This is a genomic window from Bradyrhizobium sp. USDA 3311, from assembly GCF_054062495.1.
This window is the reverse complement of the sequence record NZ_JBSSFI010000001.1, coordinates 5,181,039-5,200,371: the sequence shown is the minus strand read 5'-3', so window position 1 is coordinate 5,200,371 and position 19,333 is coordinate 5,181,039. Positions and strand designations below refer to the sequence as shown.

Sequence of the window (19,333 nt, the reverse complement as noted above, 5' to 3'; positions counted from 1 at the left end):
TGGAAGCCCAATATACGACGTATTGCACGCCCGGGGGAACCTGCCTCCCGCCTCGGAATATCCTTAATATCGTGGTTCTCGCCCCGCCCTCCTCGCCGGCTTTATGACGTTTTGACGCTCGCCTGCCGCCAGGCCGGGATCGTCATGGCGGCAACGCCGAGAACCACGCAGGCCAGCCCGATCCAGGCGGTCCGGCTCAGGGTTTCGCCGAGGAAGGCGACGCTGATGGCGACCCCGATCGGCACGCGCAGATAAGCCTGCGCGGTGGTCCCGACCGAGCCCAGGGTCTGGATCAGCCGGAAATAGATCGCGAACGCCGCCGCGGTCGAGAACACCGCGAGCGCGAACAGCGCCAGCACGGAACTCAGCGACGGCGATAGCGTCCAGGGCTGCTCGACAACCAGCGAGGCCGGGATCAGGACGGCCGCGCCCGCCAGCAGCGAGCCGGCGGCGGGCGCCATCGGGTCGAGGCCCATGAAGCTGCGGCCGAAGATCGCGGCGCAGGCGTAGCAGATGGTGGCAGCGACGATCGCGGCCTCCGCAATGATGCCGCTGCCGATGTCGTGGACGGTATCGACGCCGACAATCAGGAGGATGCCGGCCATGCCGGCGACCACGCCGAACAGCTTTCGCGGTGTCGTCGCCTCGTGGCGGGTCACGACCGCCGTAAGCAGGAAGGTGAAGATCGGCCCGGCCGAGTTGAGGATGGTGGCGAGCGCGGCATCGACATGGCGTTCGCCCCAGGCGATCAGCGTCCAGGGGATGACGCTGTTGAGCACGGCCTGGAACGCGAAGCGCTGCCAGGTCGCGGCATCCGTCGGCATTTTGATGCCGCGCGCCCGCATGACGATGAGCAGCAGCAGGCCGGCGATCGCGGTGCGCGCCGCGATCAGCGTGATCGGCGGAATGGTGGCGACGCCGAGCTTGATGAAGGTGTAGGAGCCGCCCCACAGCGTTGCGAGCGCGACGAGCAGCACCAGCTCGACGGCGATGTTGGTGTCCTGAGGGTTGTCCATTGTGCGCTCCGTCCATCCCGCGATGGACGGAACCTAGCGCGTCCGCAAGCGTCAATACTTCGCTGCGTGTCGAAGTGTATCAGCCGACCGCGCCGACCTCGAACACCTCGCCGTCATAGCCGGCCTCGCGGGGGATGCGGAGCTGGCGGCCGGTTTCGGTCTTGGTCATCACTGGCATCACCGTGACGATGGACATGCCGCGGGCGTGCTCCAGCGCGGCATCCACGCTGCCCTGCTTGGCAAGCCGGATCAGATTGCGCGTGGTCGGGAACGGCAGCTTGAAGCGGCCGCTCTCCCCGCCCTCCACCGCCTCGCGCGGCGACACCCAGATCGAGTCGGTCGACTCGCGGCCGTCATGCGCGCCGAGCTGGTCCGGGGGCGCCGCGGCCAGGAAGAACCAGGTGTCGAACCGCTTCGGCATGCCCTCGGGCGTGATCCAGTGTGCGTAGGGCACCAGCGTGTCGAGCGCGAGCTGGAGGCCGTTGTCGGCGAGGATGCTGAGGAACGAGATCTTGTGCTCGTTGAGCGCGACGCGATGCTTGTCGGCGAGTTCGCCGGCACGCCTGGCATCGACCGGCGTGCCCGTGTCCTTCGACCGCGCCAGCAGGATGCCGCTCTCTTCAAAGGTTTCGCGGATCGCGGCAATACGAAAGCCGCGGTCCGATTCACTCAGGCCCTCGCCGCCCGAATACAGGTCGGCGCGGGCGACGATCTCGTTGTCGCCGGCATCGACACTGCCGCCGGGAAACACCAGCGCGCCCGAGTTGAACTCGATCTGATGATGGCGGACCATCATGAAGACTTCCACCTCCTCCGTTCCATCACGGAGCAGAAGGATCGTCGACGCCGGGCGTGATGCTGATGTCTCGGCCATTTACCTAACCTGCAGCGCTGGATTGCGGGCCAAGATTGGCGCGCTTGTCGACGCGGGCAACGCGCGACAGCAGATACTCGACCTCGGCCTTCGCCGTCGCCGTGATGGTGGCGCCCGGCTTGCGCTGCGCGCTGGAGGCGATGATACCGCGCTTCTGCAGCACGTATTTGCGCACCGCAAGGCCGGCCCCCGGCTGCTGCTCGTAACGGATCAGCGGCAGATGCGCGTCGAACAGATCATGCGCCGCATCGCGCTTGCCGGCCTTGGAGAGGTTCACGACGTCGATCAGAAGTTCGGGGAAGGCATAGCCGGTCATGGCGCCGTCGGCGCCGCGCTCCATCTCGAAATCCAGGAACGTGCCGCCATTGCCGCAGAGGATCGAGAGCGGGCGAAGCGAGCCGTCTTTCTGGAAGTTGCGCAGCGTCGTGATCTTCTCCAGGCCCGGCCAGTCCTCGTGCTTGAGCATCACGCAGTTCGGATTGTCCATGACGATCTTGCGGATCACCGCCGGCGTGAACACCACCTGCAGGGTCAGCGGATAGTCCTGGAGCACCCACGGCACGTCGGGGCCAATGGCTTCCGCCGCCTGCTTGAAATAGCCGACGATCTGGTCGTCGGTGCGAAGCGAGGGCGGCGGCGCGATCATCACGCCGGCCGCGCCTGCATCCATCGAGGCCTTCGCCAGCGAACGCATGGTGGCAAAGCCCGGCGCGGAGACGCCGACGATCACCTGCATCTTCTTGGCGCGCTTGACGAAGCGAACCGCGACCTGCTCGGCCTCGGCGGCATCGAGCTTCGGCGCCTCACCGAGGATGCCCAGCACCGTGACGCCATCGCAGCCGACCTCCTCGTAGAAATCCGTCAGGCGGTCGATCGAGCGCTCGTCGATCCGGCCGTCGTCGTGGAACGGCGTCGGCGCGATTGCGAAGGTGCCCTTGGCGTCGGCGGTCAGTTTCATCAGTCTCTCTCTTTCTCTGTCATTCCGGGGCGCGCGCAGCGCGAACCCGGAATCTCGAGGTTCCGGGTTCGGCTCTTCGAGCCGCCCCGGAACGACAACAACGGCTAAAACCGCCGCGCCCCCATCTTGATCTGCTCCTCGGAGAAGAAGATCTCCTTGGCATGATCGACGATGTCCTGAGCATTCCAGCCCGAGTGCGGCGGTTTCCAGCCTTCCATTTCCATCATCCGCATTTCGCGCACGCCGCGGGGCCCGGACACGCCCAACACCTTGCCGGTCTGGTCGCCCGACAAGTCGCTGACCATGTATAGCACGGCCGGCGCGATGCCGTCCGGCCCGAGCGCCGCCGAGGGGTTCTCCTTATAGCGGGGCAGGTCTGCGGTCATGCGGGTCAGGGCGCCCGGGGCCAGCGTCCAGATCCGGATGTTGTACTTGCGGCCCTCGATCGCCAGCACGTTGGACAGGCCCCAGATGCCGCCCTTGGCCGCGCCGTAATTGGTCTGCCCGAAATTGCCGATCAGCCCTGATGTCGAGGAGGTGTTGACGATGACGCCGCCACCGTTTTCCCGCATCCAGCGAAACACCGGCATGGTGCAACAAAAGGTACCCTTCAGGTGCACCTTGATGACTTTGTCCCAGTCGGCCTCGGAGGCCTTGGCAAAGGTCTGGTCGCGCAAGATGCCGGCATTGTTGACGAGGATGTCGGCGCGGCCGAAATGCTTGATGGCGTCGTCGAACACCGACTGGCCGCCCTCCATGGTGGAGATGTCGGCGCCGTTGGCGACCGCCTTGCCGCCTTCCGCCTTGATCGCGTCCACCACGAGCTGTGCAATCGACTTGTCGGCGCCGGAGCCGTCGCGGGGGCCACCGAGGTCATTGACGACGACGGATGCCCCTTCCCGCGCGAACAGTTTCGCGTAGGCCTCACCGAGCCCGCCGCCCGCACCAGTGATCAGCGCGACCTTGCCGTCGAGTAGTCCCATGGTGGCTTCTCCCTGTTTTATTATTGTCATTCCGGGGCAGCGCGCAGCGCTGAACCCGGAATCCAGAGGTTGTAGCTCGAGATTCCGGGTTCGCGCTTCGCGCGCCCCGGAATGACGGAGGCAGCTAACCCAGCACCGTCTTGCCGTTCTTGATCACGGTGACGCCGCGCGACTTCACCTTGGCTTCGAACGAGATCGTGTTGCCGTCCTTCCAGAGGTCCATGGTCACGGTCTCGCCGGGATAGACCGGGGATGAGAACCGCGCGACGTGCTGGCGGAAGGCGGAGGCGTCGTAATCGGCATAAGTCTGGAGCACGCCGCGGCAGGTGATGCCGTAGGTGCACATGCCGTGCAGGATCGGGCGCGGGAAGCCGGCCTTCTTCGCAAACTCAGGATCTGAATGCAGCGGGTTGCGGTCGCCGCAGAGCCGATAGACCAGCGCCTGGTCGGGACGCGTGACGATGTCGATCGTCTTGTCGGGCGCGCGCGCCGGGATCTTGTGCGGATCGGGCTGGGTCAGGTTCGGCCCGCCAAAGCCGCCGTCGCCGCGAGCGAAGCGCGAAGCGACCAGCGTCGCCAGCTTCTCGCCCTTCCCGTTCTTCAGCACGGTCTGGTGGCTGATCACCACACCCTTGTCCTTGCCCTTGTCGTAGACCTCGAGCACGGAGGAATCGGCGGTGATGTTCGCGGCCACCGGCAGCGGCTGGTGAAAGGTGATGTCGCGCTCGCCATCGACCACCATCACGCGGTTGAGGTTCATCTCGCCCGGCCCCGAGCCCCACGCCGCGACGGAAGCAAAGGTCGGCACCACCTTCAGCGGCCGCGGCGTGAACGTGCCCTCGTTGACGAAGGCGAGTTCGTTCTCGTCCATCGGATCGGCACCGAGCCCGATGCCGTAGGCGTAGAGCATCACCTCGCGATCGGTGTAGGCGTATTTCTGGCCGATGTTCTTCAGGCCTTTGAGTTCTTCATATCTGGCGGACATTTTTTGGTTTCCTCCCGGCATTCTTAGCGAGCAGCGGCGCTCGTTAATGTGCCCTCTCCCCTTGTGGGAGAGGGCCACGAGAACCGTGCGGTAAACTCGTTTGGGTGAGGGGTTAGCTCCGCATCGAAAGTCTTTCCGCGGAGCGATACCCCTCATCCGGCGCTTCGCGCCACCTTCCCCCACAAGGGGGGAAGGAAGAATTCGTAGGATGGGTAGAGCGCCTCAGGCCGGCGTGAAGAACGGCAGCGGTGCGCCGTCGGTCGGCTTGAACACCACTCTCACCTTCTGGCCGATCTTCAGCTTCTCGAGATCGCAATCGACGAAATTGGTCTGCACCGAGGGGCCTTCCTTCAGCGTGACGTAGCCGATGGCGTAAGGGCCGGTCGGCGACTTCCGCATCAAGCTCCAGGTGTAGATCGTGCCCTCGCCCGAAGCCTCCTCCCACACCGTCTTGTCGGAGTAGCAGAACGGGCAGATCGAGCGCGGGAAGTAGTGCGCTTCGCCGCACGCGGTGCAGCGCTTGATCATGAACTTGCCCTGCTTGGCTGCGTCCCAAAACGCGGCGGTCTCGGGGTTCGTCACCGGGGCCGGATACTTTTTCGCTTCACTCATCACACGCGCTCCAGAATGGCCGTCGAGGCGGCGTGGCGAACGCCCAGAAGGCCGCCGGTGCCGTGGGCGATGGCGAGGTCGCAATTCTTGACCTGCACCTTCGGATGCGCTTCGCCGCGCAGCTGCCTGACGGCCTCGATGATCTTGGTCATGCCGCCGCGGTTGACGGGATGGTTGCTGCAGAGGCCGCCGCCGTCGGTGTTGAACGGCAGCTTGCCGACGCCCGAGATCAGATTGCCGTCGGCGACAAACTTGCCGCCCTCGCCCTTCTTGCAGAAGCCGAGGTCCTCGAGCTGCATCAAGACGGTGATGGTGAAGCTGTCGTAGATCGAGGCGTATTTGATGTCCTTCGGCGTGATGCCGGCTTCCTCGAACGCACGCGGGCCGGACCAGATGCCCGCGGAGTATGTGAGATCGAGATCCTTGCCGCCGCGCGGTCCCTTCATCGCCTCGCCATGGCCGATCAGCTTGACCAGCGGCTTCTTCAGGCTCCTGGCGATCTCGGGCGTGGTCACGATCAGCGCGCCGCCGCCGTCGGAGACGACGCAGCAATCCATGCGATGCAAGGGATCGGAGATCATCGGCGAGTTCAAGACGTCCTCGACCGTGACGACGTCCTTGAGCATTGCATGCGGATTGTATTGCGCGTGGTGCGAGGCCGCGACCTTGATCCAGGCGAGCTGCTCGCTGGTGGTGCCATAGTCGTGCATGTGGCGCATGGCACACATGCCATAGGCATTATGCGTAGTCGCGCCGTAAGCGGACTCGAAATCGGCTTCCGCGCCGGCCGCGCGCGGCGGCATCACGCCGGTGCGCGGCTTGCCGGCCAGCGTGATCAGCGCGATCGAGCACTTGCCCGCCGCGATCGCTTCCGCGGCATGACCGAGATGGATGATGTAGGAACAGCCGCCGGTCTCGGTGGAATCGACGTGGCGGAGCTTTTTGGTGTTGAGGCCGAGATAGTCGACCATCGGCCAGGCGCCGCCGGGCGCGTCGCCCGCGCAGAAATAGCCGTCGACATCGTCCTTGCTGAGCCCGGCATCCTCGATCGCGCCCTTGGCGACCTCGGCGTGGAGCTGGGCGGTGGATTTGTCCGGCGCATGCCGGGTCGGGTGTTCGTAGATCCCGGCAATGTAGGCCTTGCCCTTGATGGTCAAAACAGAGGTCTCCGCTCGCGTTTCTTATTGCCCCGTTTTTCTGAACCGCACTGGCCCTGTTGGCAAGCGCGGAAATATTCCGTCGGGCGAGAGGGCAGCAGGTGGGCGCAAGTGGGCGATATTGCCCCGCCGTCGATCACAGCCCCGTCAATGGTGGATCTCTAGAACAATGATCGGCATCGGCGCCGTGCCGCTCCAAGCGGTCGCGACGTAGCAGTAACTGTCAGGATAGTCGTCGAGACTGAAGCAATCAGCGTCCCGGGCTATCAGCCGCCCCTTCACCTCGGTCTTCCAGAACGAAAAGCGGTCGGCGGCCGATATCCATCGCAACGGCTTTCCAACGTCCGCGACCACGAAACTCGCACCGTCCCGCAGAAGCAGCTCGATCTCAGCCGCGCCCACTCTTTGGTCAGGCCGGACATCCAACAGACCTTCGCTGTTCCAAAGCTCGGTAAGCGGCAGGCACGTCACGATGCGCCAAGCAAAATCCATATTCGACCACAGGTCCATTTCAGCGCGGACAGCCTCACGTCGCCGCTCCAGCCAGGCAGAATCCTAAAGGTGTTTTGCCCGACGGCACAAGCGATTTTCGTTTTAACGAAAGAACCCGTTGTACGAAAACAACCCCATGCACAGTAGAACGGCGATTGATATCAAACAGGAAATCGCGAGGGGGATCTGCCTAACCCACCCGACGTCCCTCTCCTGCGATCAAGCCGCGCTCGGACGCGCGCGATAGCGGAACGCGGTCACCGCGGCCAGGATCAGGCCGAAGACGAGAAAGACCGCGCCGCCCTTCACGCCAAAACTGTTCTGGTATTGGGCTTCGGCCGCGTCGTCGACGATCAGAGGCCGCGCATCCGGGCTGCCTGAGAGATAGCGGATCCTGGTCTGCCTGACCGTCTGGACGCCGTTCCGCGTGATCTGCCGCCAGAAGGCCGGGCTGATGTGGGTCGGCCCGTAGCTTTGCTGTTGTCCGCTCTTGTCGGTCCACGCCAGGGTAACGAGATAGCTCGGCGCGTCGCCGGCTTTTTTCACTTCACCGTAGGCACGCGTAATATCGGCGGTGGCCTCATCGCCGTGGTCGAGGATCTCCTTCAACGTGCTTTGCTCGAAATAGGAGGTCACCAGCATGTAGCCGCCGAATGGAAGCATCACAGCGGCCAAGATCCCGAGGATGAAAGGAAAGGGCCGCCGCGATCCGGCGGCGATTGCGGTACTCCCCGCCCCGCTTCGACGCGCCGACCATGCCTGCCATCCGATCACGAGCACCAGGATCACGGCGCAGATACCTGCTCCCGCCGCCATAAATCTGGACGTGGACCGGATATGGCTCAGATGATCGTCGATATCCTCGACGATCACCGGAAGCGATGAATCATCGTCAACGGCCTGAATGGGGACCGTCAGGAGCTTGAGCTGATTGCCAACCGTGATGCGCGCCGCATAGGCGGCGCTGACCGCGATGCCCTTGCGCTCGCGCTGAACGCCGTCCTTTCCGATCCATTGCAATCCGATCGACAGATTTTCGTCGACATAGCGGGGCCAGAACCCGTCGAACACGAACGGAAATCGCGTCGAGACGACTTCAGCGGACGTGATCTTGCCCGTGGTGCCGTAGCCATCACGCATGACACGTTCGATATCATGCTGATTCCAGTACATCCCCAAGGCCGCCAATACGCCAACGGCGACCAATACAATCAAGACACCGCGCAATGACATCGATCGTCGCTCCGCATAGCGCACGACCGCATCACCCGCCGCGCGCCACTATCGCAAGTTGCTGATATCGCGCGGTCACAACCCTTGTCAAACGTAGGTCTTGTAGGGTGGGCAAAGCGAAGTGTGCCCACCTCTTCTGACTCAATCCTGGTGAGGTGGGCACGGCGCTTCGCGCCTTTGCCCACCCTACGGGACTTGCCCTACTCCGCCGCGATCTGCCGTGGCGCGGGCGGCGGGCTCGCCAAGTCCGCGGCGAGCTGGGCGTAGCGGGCCTTGGCGTCAGCGACGGCCTTCTCCTTCACCGGGCCGTAGCCGCGGATGCGGTCGGGCAGCGAGAGCAACTCGACCGCGGTGTCGATCGTGAGCGGCGACAACAGGCCGAGCACGGTGGCGACGTCCTTCTCGTAGCCGGCGATTAGGTCGCGCTCGAGCTTGCGGTCGGCGCTGCGGCCGAAGATGTCGAGCGGCGTGCCGCGCAGGAACTTGAACTTCGCCAGCACGCGGAAGACCTTCAGCATCCACGGGCCGAAGGCGCGCTTCTTCGGGCGGCCCAGGGCATCGACGCTGCGGCTAAGGATCGGCGGCGCGAGATTGAAGCTGAACTTGAAATCGCCCTCGAACTGGTCGCGGAGCTGCTGCTCGAAGGCGCCGTCGGTGAAGAGGCGCGCGACTTCGTATTCGTCCTTGTAGGCCAGCAGCTTGGCGTAGTTCACCGCGACCGCGCGCGGCAGCGCGTCGTCATAACCGCCCTGCCTCGCGGCATCGCGAACCCTATCGACCAGCTTGCGATAGCGTTTTGCCAGGCGGCCATTCTGATAGGCGGTCAGATGCTTGGCGCGATGCTCGACGATCTCGTCGAGCGTCATCGCATCCAGCGTCTTGGGTGCGACGACCTCGCCCGCTCCCTTCAGCATGCCCGCAAGACGCTCGGGATCGGCGACCGCGAGGCGGCCGAGGCGGAAGGCTTCCTTGTTCATCTTGATCGCGACGCCGTTGACCTCGATGGCCTGCTCGATCGACTCCGCCGCCAGCGGGAAGAGCCCCTTCTGATAGGCGTAGCCCATCATCATCATGTTGGTGGCGATGCTGTCACCGAGCAGCTGCTCGGCGGGCTTGGTGAAGTCGAAGAAGACGGAGTCCTTGTGCAGCGCCGTCTCCAGCAATCCGTTCAGCTTGCGGGTCTGGAAGTTGAAATCGCGGTTGAGGACGAAGTCGGCGGTGGGAATGACGTGGCTGTTGATGATGCCGCGGGTTCGGCTGCTGTCGCACAGCGAGATGGTGTCCTTGGCGACCGCGACCACCTCGTCGGCGGCGAGGACGAGATCGGCCGTGCCGGTGACGATGCGCGAGCACGTGACCTCGGCCGGATGGTCGGACAGGCGGACATGGCTCAGCACCGCCCCGCCCTTCTGCGCGAGGCCCGACATGTCGAGGATCATCGAGGCCTTGCCCTCGATGTGGGCGGCCATGCCGAGCAGCGCGCCGATGGTGAGCACGCCGGTGCCGCCGACACCGCCGACGGCGATGTTGTAGGGCTTGTCGAGCGTCGGGCGCGAGGCCGGCTCGGGCAGCGCGCCGATCTCTTCAAGCTCGGCCGGCGCACGGTGGCGCGGCGCGCCGCCGTCGACGGTGACGAAGGACGGGCAGAAGCCCTTCACGCAGGAATAGTCCTTGTTGCAGGACGACTGGTTGATGGCGCGCTTGCGGCCGAACTCGGTCTCCAGCGGCTCGACCGAGATGCAGTTCGACTGCACCGAGCAGTCGCCGCAGCCTTCGCAGACGGCCGGGTTGATCATGACGCGCCGCGCCGGATCCTCCATCAGGCCGCGCTTGCGGCGGCGGCGCTTTTCGGCGGCGCAGGTCTGCACGAACACGATCGCCGAGGTGCCCTTGTACTCGCGGCACATCTTCATGACGTTGTCGAGTTCGTCGCGGTGATACTTCTTCACGCCGGGCGCGATGGTGTCGGCGGGATAGGTGTCGGGCGCCTCCGAGACCAGATAGATCTCGCGGATGCCCTCGGCATGGAGCTGGAAGGTGATCTGCTGCGGCGAGAGATCGCCGTCATGGCGCTGGCCGCCGGTCATGGCCACCGCGTCGTTGTAGAGGATCTTGTAGGTGATGTTGGTCTTGGAGGCGACCGCCTGACGGATGGCGAGCAGACCGGAGTGGAAATAGGTGCCGTCGCCGAGGTTGGCGAAGATGTGGTTCTCGTTGGTGAAGGGCGCGATGCCGACCCACGGCACGCCCTCGCCGCCCATATGCGTGAACGTCTCGGTCGAACGGTCCATCCACAGCGCCATGAAGTGACAGCCGATGCCGGCAAGCGCGCGGCTGCCTTCGGGGACCTTGGTCGAGGTGTTGTGGGGACAGCCGGAGCAGAAATACGGGGTGCGGGAGACAGGCGCGGTCGCCTGCATCTGGGTGGCCTGGCGGCCGTTGAACCAGTCGGCCTTGACGCGGAGCATCTCCGCGATCTCTGGGTTGAGATTAAGTCGGAGAAGGCGCTCGGTGATCGAGGTCGCAAGCGAGGCGACGCTGAGCTCGGCGGCAAAGGTCAGGAAGCGCTTGTCGTGCTCGTCCATCTTGCCGACGATGCGCGGGCGGACGTCGTCGCGCCAGTTGAACAGCTCCTGCTTGACCTGGTTCTCGACGATCTCGCGCCGCTCTTCGATGATGAAAATCTCTTCGAGCCCGACCGCGAACTGGCGCACGCCTTCCGGCTCCAGCGGCCAGGGCATGCCGATCTTGTAGAGACGGAGACCGATCTTGGCGGCGACCTCCTCGGTGACCCCGAGCTCGCGCAGCGCCTGCCGCACGTCCTCATAGCTCTTGCCTGAGGCCATGATGCCGAAGCGCGCGTTCGGCGAATCCATGGTGACGCGGTTGACCCTGTTGGCGCGCGCGAAGGCGATCGCGGCAAAGCCCTTGTAGTCCTGGAGGCGGCGGTCCTGCTCGAAGCGGTCGTCGGGCCAGCGCAGATTGAGGCCGCCGGGCGGCAGCTCGAAATCGGGCGGGATGATGAAGGGCTTCATCTCGTCGGTGAGGTCGATCTCGGCGGTGGTCTCCACCGTCTCCGTGATCACCTTCATGCCGACCCAGCAGCCCGAGTAGCGCGACATCGCGATCCCGAGCAGGCCCATCTCGATCATCTCGTGGATGCTGGACGGGTAGAGATACGGCATCAGCGCCGACATGAAGGCGTGGTCGGACTGATGCGGGACGGTCGAGGATTTTGCGCCGTGGTCGTCGCCGGCCAGACACAGCACACCGCCGTTCTTGGCCGAGCCCGCGGCATTGCCGTGGCGGAACACGTCGCCGCAGCGATCGACGCCGGGGCCTTTGCCGTACCAGATGCCGACCACACCGTCATACTTGGCGCCGGGCGAGAGATTGAGCTGCTGCGAGCCCCAGACGGCGGTCGCGGCCAGGTCCTCGTTCACGCCGGGCTGGAACTTGATGTTGTACTGCTCGAGATGCTTTCGCGCCGCAAAGAGCTGCTGGTCGTAGCCGCCGAGCGGCGAGCCGCGATAGCCGGAGATGAAGCCCGCGGTGTTGAGGCCATTGGCGCGGTCGCGCCGGATCTGGGCCATGGGCAGGCGAACCAGGGCCTGGATGCCCGTGGTGAAGACGTGTCCGGTGTCCTGGGTGTATTTTTGATCGAGACTGATCGGACCCTGGTTGATTCCCATGCTGTCCTCTTTCCACGCCCTGTTCAGGTCTTTGTCACTTAACGTCGCTTAAGCCGTTGCCTGCCCGTTGTTTTTAGCTAGGGCGCGCCGACCATCTGCGCCACTCTATGTCGGATATTTAACGCTCCGCACCACAAATCTGGACCAAAGCGAGCGCCAGGTAAAAATCGCAATTTCGTGGCTGCAAAGGCATCAGGCATTTTCAATTTGTGTCACCATACCCCCGCCGTCGCGAAATGAATTGATGCCCCCGTCACGCAGGCGATGTCGATTGGTCGCAGGAAAGGCTCTCGATGCGGACGATTCTGGCTGGCCTGGCTGTGGGTTTGGCGTTGTGCAGTGCGATTGCAGGCGCGGCCCTGGCCGCCGAGCCGTCGCCGGAGCTGATCGCCTATGGCAAGACGCTGGTCGAGGCCGGCGACTGCGCGGGCTGCCACACCGCCGATCCGGCCAAGCCGTTCGCGGGCGGAAAGCGCATCGACACGCCCTTCGGCGCGATCTATGCGCCGAACCTGACGCCCGACCGAGACACCGGCATCGGCGCCTGGGCGGATGCCGATTTCACCCGCGCCCTCCGCTATGGCGTCGCGCCCGACGGCTCGAACTACTATCCGGCCTTCCCCTATCCCTACTTCACGAAGATGACGAAGGACGACACGCTGGCGATCCGGGCCTATCTCGGCACGCTCGCGCCCGTCGTGAGCCGCAACAAGCCGCCGGAGCTGCGCTGGCCGTTCGGTTACCGCGGCCTGATGCGGATCTGGAATGCCATGTATTTCAAGCCGGGCCTGTTCGAGCCGGACCAGAGCCAGAGCGCGGCGTGGAATCGCGGCGGCTATCTCGTCACCGGGCTCGGCCATTGCGGCGCCTGCCATACGCCGAAGAACTATTTTGGCGCGGACAAGCAGGCGCAGGCATTCGCCGGCAACGAGATCGGCGGCTGGTACGCCCCAAGGCTCGATGGCGCGCCGCGCACCGGGCTGAAGTCGTGGAGCGTGGAGGACATCGCCGAATATCTGCAGAGCGGCCGCAATGCCAAGAGCCATGCCGACGGGCTGATGGCGGAGGTGGTGGTCAACTCGACCTCGAAGATGAGCGACGCCGATGCGCGCGCGATCGCGGTCTACCTGAAGGGCCTGCCGCCGGCGCGGCGCGAGACGATCGTGACGCCGCCCGACGATGCCGAGATGAAGGCCGGCCAGGCGGTCTATGCCAAGCTCTGCATCGCCTGCCACGAAGCCGACGGCACGGGAGCGCCGCGCATCTATCCGCCGCTGCCCGCCAACGCGCTGCTGCAATCGGTCAATCCGTCCTCGACGTTGCGCATCATCCTCGACGGCGCCCTCACCGTGACCACGCCACGCGCGCCCAACACCGGCGAGATGCCGGCCTATGCCAAGCAATTGTCCGACGGGGAGATCGCGGCGGTGACGAACTACATCCGCAATTCCTGGGGCAATTCGGGCCCGCTTGTGACGCCGGCGCAGGTGGCCAAGGCGCGGAAGCAACCGTAGCCAGCTCTCTCTCCCGTCATTGCGAGCGCAGCGAAGCAATCCAGAGTCCCTCCGCGGAAAGATCCTGGATTGCTTCGCGAGGTGGATGGAGCTACCGCTCATCCTCCTTGAACACGAATTTTGGCATCTCCCATTTGTAGCGCACCGCGAGCAGGCGGAAGCTGATGCCGAGGATGAAGGTCAGGATCGTCCAGAGCTCGGCGTTGAGATTGAGGCCGAAGGCCGTCGCGTAGAACAGCCCCGTCACCACGGAGACGCTGGCGTAGAGCTCGGAGCGAAACAAGAGCGGCACGTCGTTGCAGAGCACGTCGCGCAACACGCCGCCGGCGCAGCCCGTCACCATGCCCGAGACGATGACGATCGGCAGCGAGACATCCATCTGCCAGGCGATGTCGCAGCCGGTCATGGTGAAGACGACGAGGCCGATGGCATCGAGCACGATGAAGGCGAGCTGAAGCCGGTGCACGAGGCGCGCGACCACGATGGTCAGCAGCGCTGCAGCGCCGGGCAGCACGAGATAGATCGGGTTCGCGACCCAGGCGAGCGGATAGTGACCGAGAAACAGGTCGCGCAGCGTGCCGCCGCCGAGCGCGGTAATGCTGCCGAGCATGCAGACGCCGACATAGTCCATGCTGCGCCGCCCCGCAGCAAGCGCCGCGGTCATGCCCTGCGCCGTCAAGGCAACAAACGCCAGAAGATGCAGCACGCTATCGCTCGGCGGCAGGCTCCACATCGCTTTGTTCCCTTATTCCCTCCGTGGAACTTACGTCCGGGGTTCCAGGATGAACAAGGGGTCCATCCGGAATGAGCAGGTTCCCGATTCCCGACGCGGGGGCAACATGCGACGAATGCATCAGAGGGGGCGGAACAGAATCTCGCATCTATGGGTTGTCCAGCCGCCATAATCGAGGAGACCCAATCGATGGCTGACGACCGTTTTCCCAACGATCCGTATCGCCCGAATCTCGCCGATGATGAGTATCTCCGTGCGGCGCGACGGGATGCCGACCTTCAGGTCGACCCCGAGCTGGGCGAAGGCCCCGCCTCCAGCGGCAAGGTCGCACTGTTTGCCGTGGCTGTCGCCCTGGTGCTGGGTGCCGTGTTCTACGGCTTGAACAACACGACCACCGGCAACCAGGCGAGCAACGAGCCGGCGAAGCAGACGGCCCAGCAGGCTCCGCCGGCCAATCCAGCGGCGCCTCCCGGCATGCGCGACGTGACGCCGCGCAACAACACCGCGCCGGGCGTGACCACGGGTGCTGCGCCGAGCAAGCCGGCCGCGCCGGATCCGGCCGCACCGTCTAACGGCGGCAAGTCGCAGTAACTTCGCGAATGTCATCGCGTAATGCACAACTGTCGTCGCCCGGCTCGACCGGGCGATCCAGTACTCCGAGACGGTCGTGGTTGAATAGATAAACTGCGGCGTACTGGATGCCCCGCCTGCGCGGGGCATGACACCGAGAGGATAAGAAAGCGGCGGGATCTCACATCCCGCCGCCTTTCGTTTGGCTCTAGCTGAACATCTTGTTGAGCTCGCCGCCGGGATAGCCGCTGCCGAGCTCGGTGAAGGTCCCCTTCTCGGCCATCTCCTTTGCCGCGCGCATGAAGCCGCCCCACGCGGCGCGGGCGAGCGAGCCACCGACGCTGATCCGGCGCACGCCGAGATCTTCGGCCTCCTGCAAGGACAAGCCGGAACCGCCGATCAAGAGGTTGAACGGCTTTGGTGCGACAGCCTTGACCACCGCGGCGATGTCCTCGCGGCTCTTCAGGCCCGGCGCGTAGAGGCAATCGGCGCCGGCGTCGGCGTAGGCGGTGAGCCGGTCGATGACGAGCTTGAGATCGGTCACGCCCCACAGATAGGCCTCGCAGCGGCCGACCAGCAGCGTGCCGCTGTCGCCGATCGCCTTGCGCGAGGCCATGATGCGCTCGACCGCGAGCGCGCGATCGTAGAGCGGCCTGTCCTTGTCGCCGGTGGAATCCTCGATCGACAGGCCGGCGACGCCGGTACGCACACAGCGCTCGACATTGTCAGCGACCTTGTCCGGCTCGACCGCAAAGCCGCCCTCGAAATCCGCATTCACGGGAATGTCGACCGCCGAGCTCAATGCTGCCAGATGCTGACAGACGTCCTCGACGGTGACGTGGTTGTCGGCCTTGCCGATGGTCCACGCAAAGCCTGCGCTCGATGACGCAATCGCCTTGAAACCGAGATGCTGCAACGCCTTGGCGCTGCCGACATCGACCGGATTGGGCAGAATGAAGCAGCCGCTCTCGTGCATCTTCCTGAAGGTCGCGCGCTTGTCCGCGGTCGTCACGTGCATGTTTCTCTCCCTTGTTGGCCGCGCAGACATAGGCACGCATTCAGGGCAGCGCTAGTGCGCATCGTGCACGGCGCGACTGTCCTTCGGCGCCTCGTCGCGATCGTTCATGCCGTAGTCCCTGATGACGCTGGCGATGCGCAGATGATAGTCGGCAAAGATCTGTGCCCTGCCCTTGGCCTGGGTGCGCCGGTGCTCCATCGTGTTGCGCCAGGCCTGCACGGCTGCCTCATCCCGCCAGAACGACACCGACAGGATCTTGCCTTTCTCGGTCAGGCTCTCGAAACGCTCGACCGAGATGAAGCCGTCGATAGTTTGCAGGATCGGCTTCAGATCGGCTGCAAGGTCGAAATAGGTCTGGCGATGCTCGGGCTTGGGCCAGACCTCGAAGATCACGGCGATCATGGGCGTCTCCTGCTGACGGTGTCGTGGCCTACAATACCACCTTGCGCAGGAAGGTGCGCTCTTCCGCGAGGATGAACTTGTGTTCCTCGGCGAAATGAAAGTTCGCCATGCCTTCCGCATCCTGGCGCAGCCGGGCGCGGTAGGCCTCGTAGGCGGCCAGGCTCTCGAAGGTGATCAGTGCGAAGGCGATGTTGTTGGTGCCCTCGTGCGGCATGAAATAGCCGATCAGGTCGCCGCCGCATTTCGGAATGATAGTGAGCCAGCGCTTCGAGTATTCCTCGAACTGCGCGCGCTTGAACGGATCGAGCTGGTAGCGGATGAAGACGGTGACGGACATGTAAGGCTCCTGTGTTTCCACCTCATCATTGCGAGCGCAGCGAAGCAATCCAGGAATCTCTCCGCGGAGACAGCCTGGATTGCTTCGTCGCCAGTGCAAAATCGCTTCGCAATTTTGTCACGGCTCCTCGCAATGACGACTTGGTGAGAGCCTACGCGCTTGCCCGACCGCAATGCTTCGGCTACCATCGAAGCATGAAATCAGGACCCGACATCGCCATGGTCGCTTCGCTGGTCGGCGACCCCGCCCGCGCCAACATGCTCACGGCGCTGATGAACGGACGCGCGCTGACCGCGAGCGAGCTCGCGCAGGAGGCCGGCATCACGCCGCAGACGGCGAGCTCGCACCTTTCGAAGCTCGAGGCCGGCGGGCTGGTCGAGCCGGAGAAGCAGGGCCGGCATCGCTACTACCGCCTCACCGACGACGACGTTGCCGGCGTGCTCGAAGGGCTTGCGGGCCTCGCCGCGCGCACCGGCCACATGCGCGTGCGCACGGGACCGAAGGATCCGGCGCTGCGGCGCGCGCGCATCTGCTACGATCATCTCGCCGGCGATCTCGGCGTGCAGATGCTCGACACCATGCGCGAGCGAAACCTGGTCAGGCAGAAGAAACAGGACATCGAGCTGACCGCCGAGGGCGAACGCTTCCTCGCCAAACATTTGCAGATCTCGCCCGACATGCTCGCCCATCCGCGCCGGCCGGTGTGCAAGGCCTGCCTGGATTGGAGCGAGCGGCGCCACCATCTCGCCGGCACGCTGGGCGCCACCATGATGCAGCGCTTCACCGAGCTGAAATGGGCCGCGCGCGACGCCACGCCCGGCAGCCGCGTGGTGAATTTCACCCGCACCGGCGAGAAACAGTTTGCCGCGCTGTTCGGGAATGGGAAGGACTGATCACGCCAGGAGCGTGACGGCACACAATCGCGTGTTAGCTCTCACTCTCGTCATGGCCGGGCTTGACCCGGCTGTTCACAGGTTTACTGGCACCGTCATTCCGGGATGGTCCGAAGGACCAGACCCGGAATCTCGAGATTCCGGGTTCGCGTCTTCGACGCGCCCCGGAATGACGTTCTGCAAAAGCCAGAGAGCCCAATGATCCGCTTCCTCCCGGCCGCGCTTGCCGCCGCCCTCCTCGCCGCCCCTCTTGCCGCACACGCCGCCGACCCCACACCACGCGAGCCTTACGGCATCGCGCTCGAAGGCTTTGCCTATCCCTATCCCGTGCACCTGCTGCCTGTCGTCAACGACGGCGAGCAGCTCAGCATGGCCTATATGGACGTGGCGCCTCAGCAGCCGAACGGCCGCACCGTGGTGCTGCTGCACGGGCGCAATTTCCCGTCGAGCTACTGGGCGCCCGTCATCAAGATGCTCAGCGAGGCCGGCTATCGCGTCGTGGTGCCGGACCAGATCGGCTTCGGCAAATCCTCCAAGCCGCAAGGCGAGCTGCATTTCGACACGTTGGCGCGCAACACCATCGCGCTGCTCGATCACCTCAAGATCGACAAGGCCGAGGTTGTCGCGCATTCGCTCGGCGGCATGCTGGGCGTGCGCATCGCCCGCGCCTATCCTGACAGGGTCGCCCATCTTATTCTGACGGCCCCAATTGGGCTCGAGGACTACCGCCTCTACGTGCCGCCGACGCCGACCGAGAAGATGATCGAGAGCGAGGACAAGCTGACGGCCGAGGGCTATCGCAAGCAGCTCCAGACCAATTACGCGATCAAGCTGCCGCCGGATGCAATCACGCCGTTCATCGACGCCCGCTTCAACATCAAGGGCAGCCCCGACTATCCGCGCTGGCTGCGCGCCTTCGTGAGCTCCGGGCAGATGATCTATCGCGAGCCGGTCGCGCACGAGGTTACGCTGATCACCGAGCCGACGCTGTTCATCATGGGCGCCGACGACCACAACGCGCCGGGCCGGCCGAACGCACCGGAAGCGCTGCGCGCGAAGATGGGGCAGAACGCCGAGCTCGCGAAGGCGTTTGCTGCGAAGATGCCGAATGCGCGGGCCGAGGTGATCCCCGACACCGGCCATCTCGTCTTCCTGGAAGCGCCGGAGAAGTACCGGGAGCTGGTGCTCGGCTTTCTCGGCCGGTAGAGCGTTTTCGAGTGAAATGGATACCGGTTCGCGTAGCGTCAGAACAAAGAACCTGGAGGCCCGCTTCGATTCCATCGGAACGGGCCGCTGGCGCCATTGCTGTCGCCTGAAGCCGTATGCGGACAACGTTCATGCCGCATTCAGGTCATGATTGGCAGGTTTGGATCGCGACGTGTCGGCACGTTTCTCCCCAGATTTAACGTGTCGAATCGTGTCTTTTGATTCATTGTGCGCCGCAAGCGCGCTGCCCAAACATTCTGTCCCGAGGACGAGAAGGAAGTTCAAATGAAATATCTCTTCGCCGCCGTCATGCTCGCCAGCGCGGTCGTCGGTTTCAGCGAAGCGGCCAGCGCCGCCGGCGGTTGCGGCCCCGGCTGGTATCGCGGCCCCTATGGCGGCTGCCGTCCGATGGCCGGGCGCCCGCCGGTTGTCGTCGTGGCGCCCCGCCCCGCGCCGGTCGTAGTCGTGCGTCCGCGCGTGTGCCCCTATGGCTTCCGCTGGTACGCCGGCCGTTGCCGGCCGTTCTGATCTCGTCCTTTCGCATCGCGAATGGCCGCGCGGCGACAGCCTGCGCGGCCATTTTCTTTTCAGCGCTCTGCAGCACATCGGCTTGCAGGAGCGCCGAATCAAAACGGGGATCGCGAACCGCGATCCCCGT

At 64.7% G+C, this 19,333-nt stretch carries 19 protein-coding genes; 5 read left to right on the top strand and 14 right to left on the bottom strand.

Going from position 1 to position 19,333, the window contains the following annotated elements; all coding sequences use genetic code 11:
* Positions 1-101 precede the first annotated feature (101 nt).
* From ACVWW6_RS24755 to ACVWW6_RS24710, 10 genes are all read right to left on the bottom strand, one after another.
* Positions 102-1,016: a DMT family transporter gene (locus tag ACVWW6_RS24755; protein WP_456681509.1), complete on the bottom strand. Its 915-nt coding sequence runs from the start codon at positions 1,014-1,016 to the stop codon at positions 102-104.
* Positions 1,017-1,095: 79 nt separating this feature from the next.
* Positions 1,096-1,890, bottom strand: a complete 795-nt coding sequence (locus ACVWW6_RS24750; protein ID WP_028171423.1) for an NUDIX hydrolase — start codon at positions 1,888-1,890, stop codon at positions 1,096-1,098.
* A gap of 4 nt (positions 1,891-1,894) precedes the next feature.
* Entirely contained in the window at positions 1,895-2,848 is a 954-nt protein-coding gene (locus ACVWW6_RS24745; RefSeq protein WP_011088087.1) for a dihydrodipicolinate synthase family protein, read from the bottom strand.
* A gap of 104 nt (positions 2,849-2,952) precedes the next feature.
* On the bottom strand, positions 2,953-3,831 hold the full coding sequence (locus ACVWW6_RS24740; protein WP_182871939.1) for an SDR family oxidoreductase: 879 nt from the start codon (positions 3,829-3,831) through the stop codon (positions 2,953-2,955).
* 124 nt (positions 3,832-3,955) lie between these two features.
* On the bottom strand, positions 3,956-4,816 hold the full coding sequence (locus ACVWW6_RS24735; RefSeq protein ID WP_060912571.1) for a MaoC family dehydratase: 861 nt from the start codon (positions 4,814-4,816) through the stop codon (positions 3,956-3,958).
* A 222-nt stretch (positions 4,817-5,038) separates the two neighbouring features.
* Positions 5,039-5,428: a Zn-ribbon domain-containing OB-fold protein gene (locus ACVWW6_RS24730; protein WP_011088090.1), complete on the bottom strand. Its 390-nt coding sequence runs from the start codon at positions 5,426-5,428 to the stop codon at positions 5,039-5,041.
* Entirely contained in the window at positions 5,428-6,585 is a 1,158-nt protein-coding gene (locus ACVWW6_RS24725) for a thiolase domain-containing protein (protein ID WP_060912572.1), read from the bottom strand. The genes ACVWW6_RS24730 and ACVWW6_RS24725 overlap by 1 nt, the downstream gene beginning before the upstream one ends.
* 147 nt (positions 6,586-6,732) lie before the next feature.
* Positions 6,733-7,095, bottom strand: a complete 363-nt coding sequence (locus ACVWW6_RS24720; protein ID WP_011088092.1) for a hypothetical protein — start codon at positions 7,093-7,095, stop codon at positions 6,733-6,735.
* Positions 7,096-7,296: 201 nt separating this feature from the next.
* Positions 7,297-8,310, bottom strand: a complete 1,014-nt coding sequence (locus ACVWW6_RS24715) for a hypothetical protein (protein ID WP_246790625.1) — start codon at positions 8,308-8,310, stop codon at positions 7,297-7,299.
* A gap of 200 nt (positions 8,311-8,510) precedes the next feature.
* On the bottom strand, positions 8,511-12,002 hold the full coding sequence (locus ACVWW6_RS24710; protein WP_110116351.1) for an indolepyruvate ferredoxin oxidoreductase family protein: 3,492 nt from the start codon (positions 12,000-12,002) through the stop codon (positions 8,511-8,513).
* Between the two features lie 293 nt (positions 12,003-12,295).
* Between ACVWW6_RS24710 and ACVWW6_RS24705 the strand changes: the two genes are divergently transcribed.
* Positions 12,296-13,516: a cytochrome c gene (locus ACVWW6_RS24705; protein WP_456681508.1), complete on the top strand. Its 1,221-nt coding sequence runs from the start codon at positions 12,296-12,298 to the stop codon at positions 13,514-13,516.
* A gap of 91 nt (positions 13,517-13,607) precedes the next feature.
* Here ACVWW6_RS24705 and ACVWW6_RS24700 read toward each other — a convergent pair whose 3' ends face one another.
* Positions 13,608-14,249 carry a trimeric intracellular cation channel family protein gene (locus tag ACVWW6_RS24700; RefSeq protein ID WP_456681507.1) on the bottom strand — a complete coding sequence of 214 codons (642 nt, stop codon included), beginning with the start codon at positions 14,247-14,249 and terminating at the stop codon, positions 13,608-13,610.
* Positions 14,250-14,438: 189 nt separating this feature from the next.
* On the opposite strand from ACVWW6_RS24700, the gene ACVWW6_RS24695 reads away from it, so the two are divergent.
* Positions 14,439-14,840 (top strand): hypothetical protein, encoded by a 402-nt coding sequence (locus ACVWW6_RS24695; protein WP_060912577.1) that lies wholly within the window; start codon positions 14,439-14,441, stop codon positions 14,838-14,840.
* Positions 14,841-15,027: 187 nt separating this feature from the next.
* On the opposite strand, the gene ACVWW6_RS24690 is transcribed toward ACVWW6_RS24695, so the two are convergent.
* The 3 genes from ACVWW6_RS24690 to ACVWW6_RS24680 are packed head-to-tail and all read right to left on the bottom strand — an operon-like array spanning position 15,028 to position 16,576.
* Positions 15,028-15,837, bottom strand: coding sequence for an isocitrate lyase/PEP mutase family protein (locus ACVWW6_RS24690; RefSeq protein ID WP_011088098.1), 810 nt, complete (start codon positions 15,835-15,837; stop codon positions 15,028-15,030).
* 51 nt (positions 15,838-15,888) lie between these two features.
* A complete protein-coding gene (locus ACVWW6_RS24685; protein WP_011088099.1) occupies positions 15,889-16,239 on the bottom strand; it encodes an antibiotic biosynthesis monooxygenase family protein in 351 nt (116 codons plus the stop codon).
* A gap of 28 nt (positions 16,240-16,267) precedes the next feature.
* A complete protein-coding gene (locus ACVWW6_RS24680; protein ID WP_018647290.1) occupies positions 16,268-16,576 on the bottom strand; it encodes an NIPSNAP family protein in 309 nt (102 codons plus the stop codon).
* 194 nt (positions 16,577-16,770) lie between these two features.
* Here ACVWW6_RS24680 and ACVWW6_RS24675 point away from each other — a divergent pair, with 194 nt between their 5' ends.
* The 3 genes from ACVWW6_RS24675 to ACVWW6_RS24665 all read left to right on the top strand — a co-directional run bounded on the left by ACVWW6_RS24675 (position 16,771) and on the right by ACVWW6_RS24665 (position 19,203).
* On the top strand, positions 16,771-17,469 hold the full coding sequence (locus ACVWW6_RS24675; RefSeq protein WP_028171413.1) for an ArsR family transcriptional regulator: 699 nt from the start codon (positions 16,771-16,773) through the stop codon (positions 17,467-17,469).
* A 198-nt stretch (positions 17,470-17,667) separates the two neighbouring features.
* On the top strand, positions 17,668-18,675 hold the full coding sequence (locus tag ACVWW6_RS24670; RefSeq protein ID WP_456681506.1) for an alpha/beta fold hydrolase: 1,008 nt from the start codon (positions 17,668-17,670) through the stop codon (positions 18,673-18,675).
* A gap of 285 nt (positions 18,676-18,960) precedes the next feature.
* Complete coding sequence (locus tag ACVWW6_RS24665) at positions 18,961-19,203, top strand: GCG_CRPN prefix-to-repeats domain-containing protein (RefSeq protein WP_008143062.1); 243 nt, start codon at positions 18,961-18,963, stop codon at positions 19,201-19,203.
* Positions 19,204-19,333: the final 130 nt, after the last annotated feature.

Coding starts and splice junctions, on each gene's coding strand:
- ACVWW6_RS24755 (WP_456681509.1), bottom strand. CDS start 1,016: ATGGACAACCCTCAGGACACCAACATCGCCGTCGAGCTGGTGCTGCTC.
- ACVWW6_RS24750 (WP_028171423.1), bottom strand. CDS start 1,890: ATGGCCGAGACATCAGCATCACGCCCGGCGTCGACGATCCTTCTGCTC.
- ACVWW6_RS24745 (WP_011088087.1), bottom strand. CDS start 2,848: ATGAAACTGACCGCCGACGCCAAGGGCACCTTCGCAATCGCGCCGACG.
- ACVWW6_RS24740 (WP_182871939.1), bottom strand. CDS start 3,831: ATGGGACTACTCGACGGCAAGGTCGCGCTGATCACTGGTGCGGGCGGC.
- ACVWW6_RS24735 (WP_060912571.1), bottom strand. CDS start 4,816: ATGTCCGCCAGATATGAAGAACTCAAAGGCCTGAAGAACATCGGCCAG.
- ACVWW6_RS24730 (WP_011088090.1), bottom strand. CDS start 5,428: ATGAGTGAAGCGAAAAAGTATCCGGCCCCGGTGACGAACCCCGAGACC.
- ACVWW6_RS24720 (WP_011088092.1), bottom strand. CDS start 7,095: ATGGACCTGTGGTCGAATATGGATTTTGCTTGGCGCATCGTGACGTGC.
- ACVWW6_RS24715 (WP_246790625.1), bottom strand. CDS start 8,310: ATGTCATTGCGCGGTGTCTTGATTGTATTGGTCGCCGTTGGCGTATTG.
- ACVWW6_RS24710 (WP_110116351.1), bottom strand. CDS start 12,002: ATGGGAATCAACCAGGGTCCGATCAGTCTCGATCAAAAATACACCCAG.
- ACVWW6_RS24705 (WP_456681508.1), top strand. CDS start 12,296: ATGCGGACGATTCTGGCTGGCCTGGCTGTGGGTTTGGCGTTGTGCAGT.
- ACVWW6_RS24700 (WP_456681507.1), bottom strand. CDS start 14,249: ATGTGGAGCCTGCCGCCGAGCGATAGCGTGCTGCATCTTCTGGCGTTT.
- ACVWW6_RS24695 (WP_060912577.1), top strand. CDS start 14,439: ATGGCTGACGACCGTTTTCCCAACGATCCGTATCGCCCGAATCTCGCC.
- ACVWW6_RS24690 (WP_011088098.1), bottom strand. CDS start 15,837: ATGCACGTGACGACCGCGGACAAGCGCGCGACCTTCAGGAAGATGCAC.
- ACVWW6_RS24685 (WP_011088099.1), bottom strand. CDS start 16,239: ATGATCGCCGTGATCTTCGAGGTCTGGCCCAAGCCCGAGCATCGCCAG.
- ACVWW6_RS24680 (WP_018647290.1), bottom strand. CDS start 16,576: ATGTCCGTCACCGTCTTCATCCGCTACCAGCTCGATCCGTTCAAGCGC.
- ACVWW6_RS24675 (WP_028171413.1), top strand. CDS start 16,771: ATGAAATCAGGACCCGACATCGCCATGGTCGCTTCGCTGGTCGGCGAC.
- ACVWW6_RS24670 (WP_456681506.1), top strand. CDS start 17,668: ATGATCCGCTTCCTCCCGGCCGCGCTTGCCGCCGCCCTCCTCGCCGCC.
- ACVWW6_RS24665 (WP_008143062.1), top strand. CDS start 18,961: ATGAAATATCTCTTCGCCGCCGTCATGCTCGCCAGCGCGGTCGTCGGT.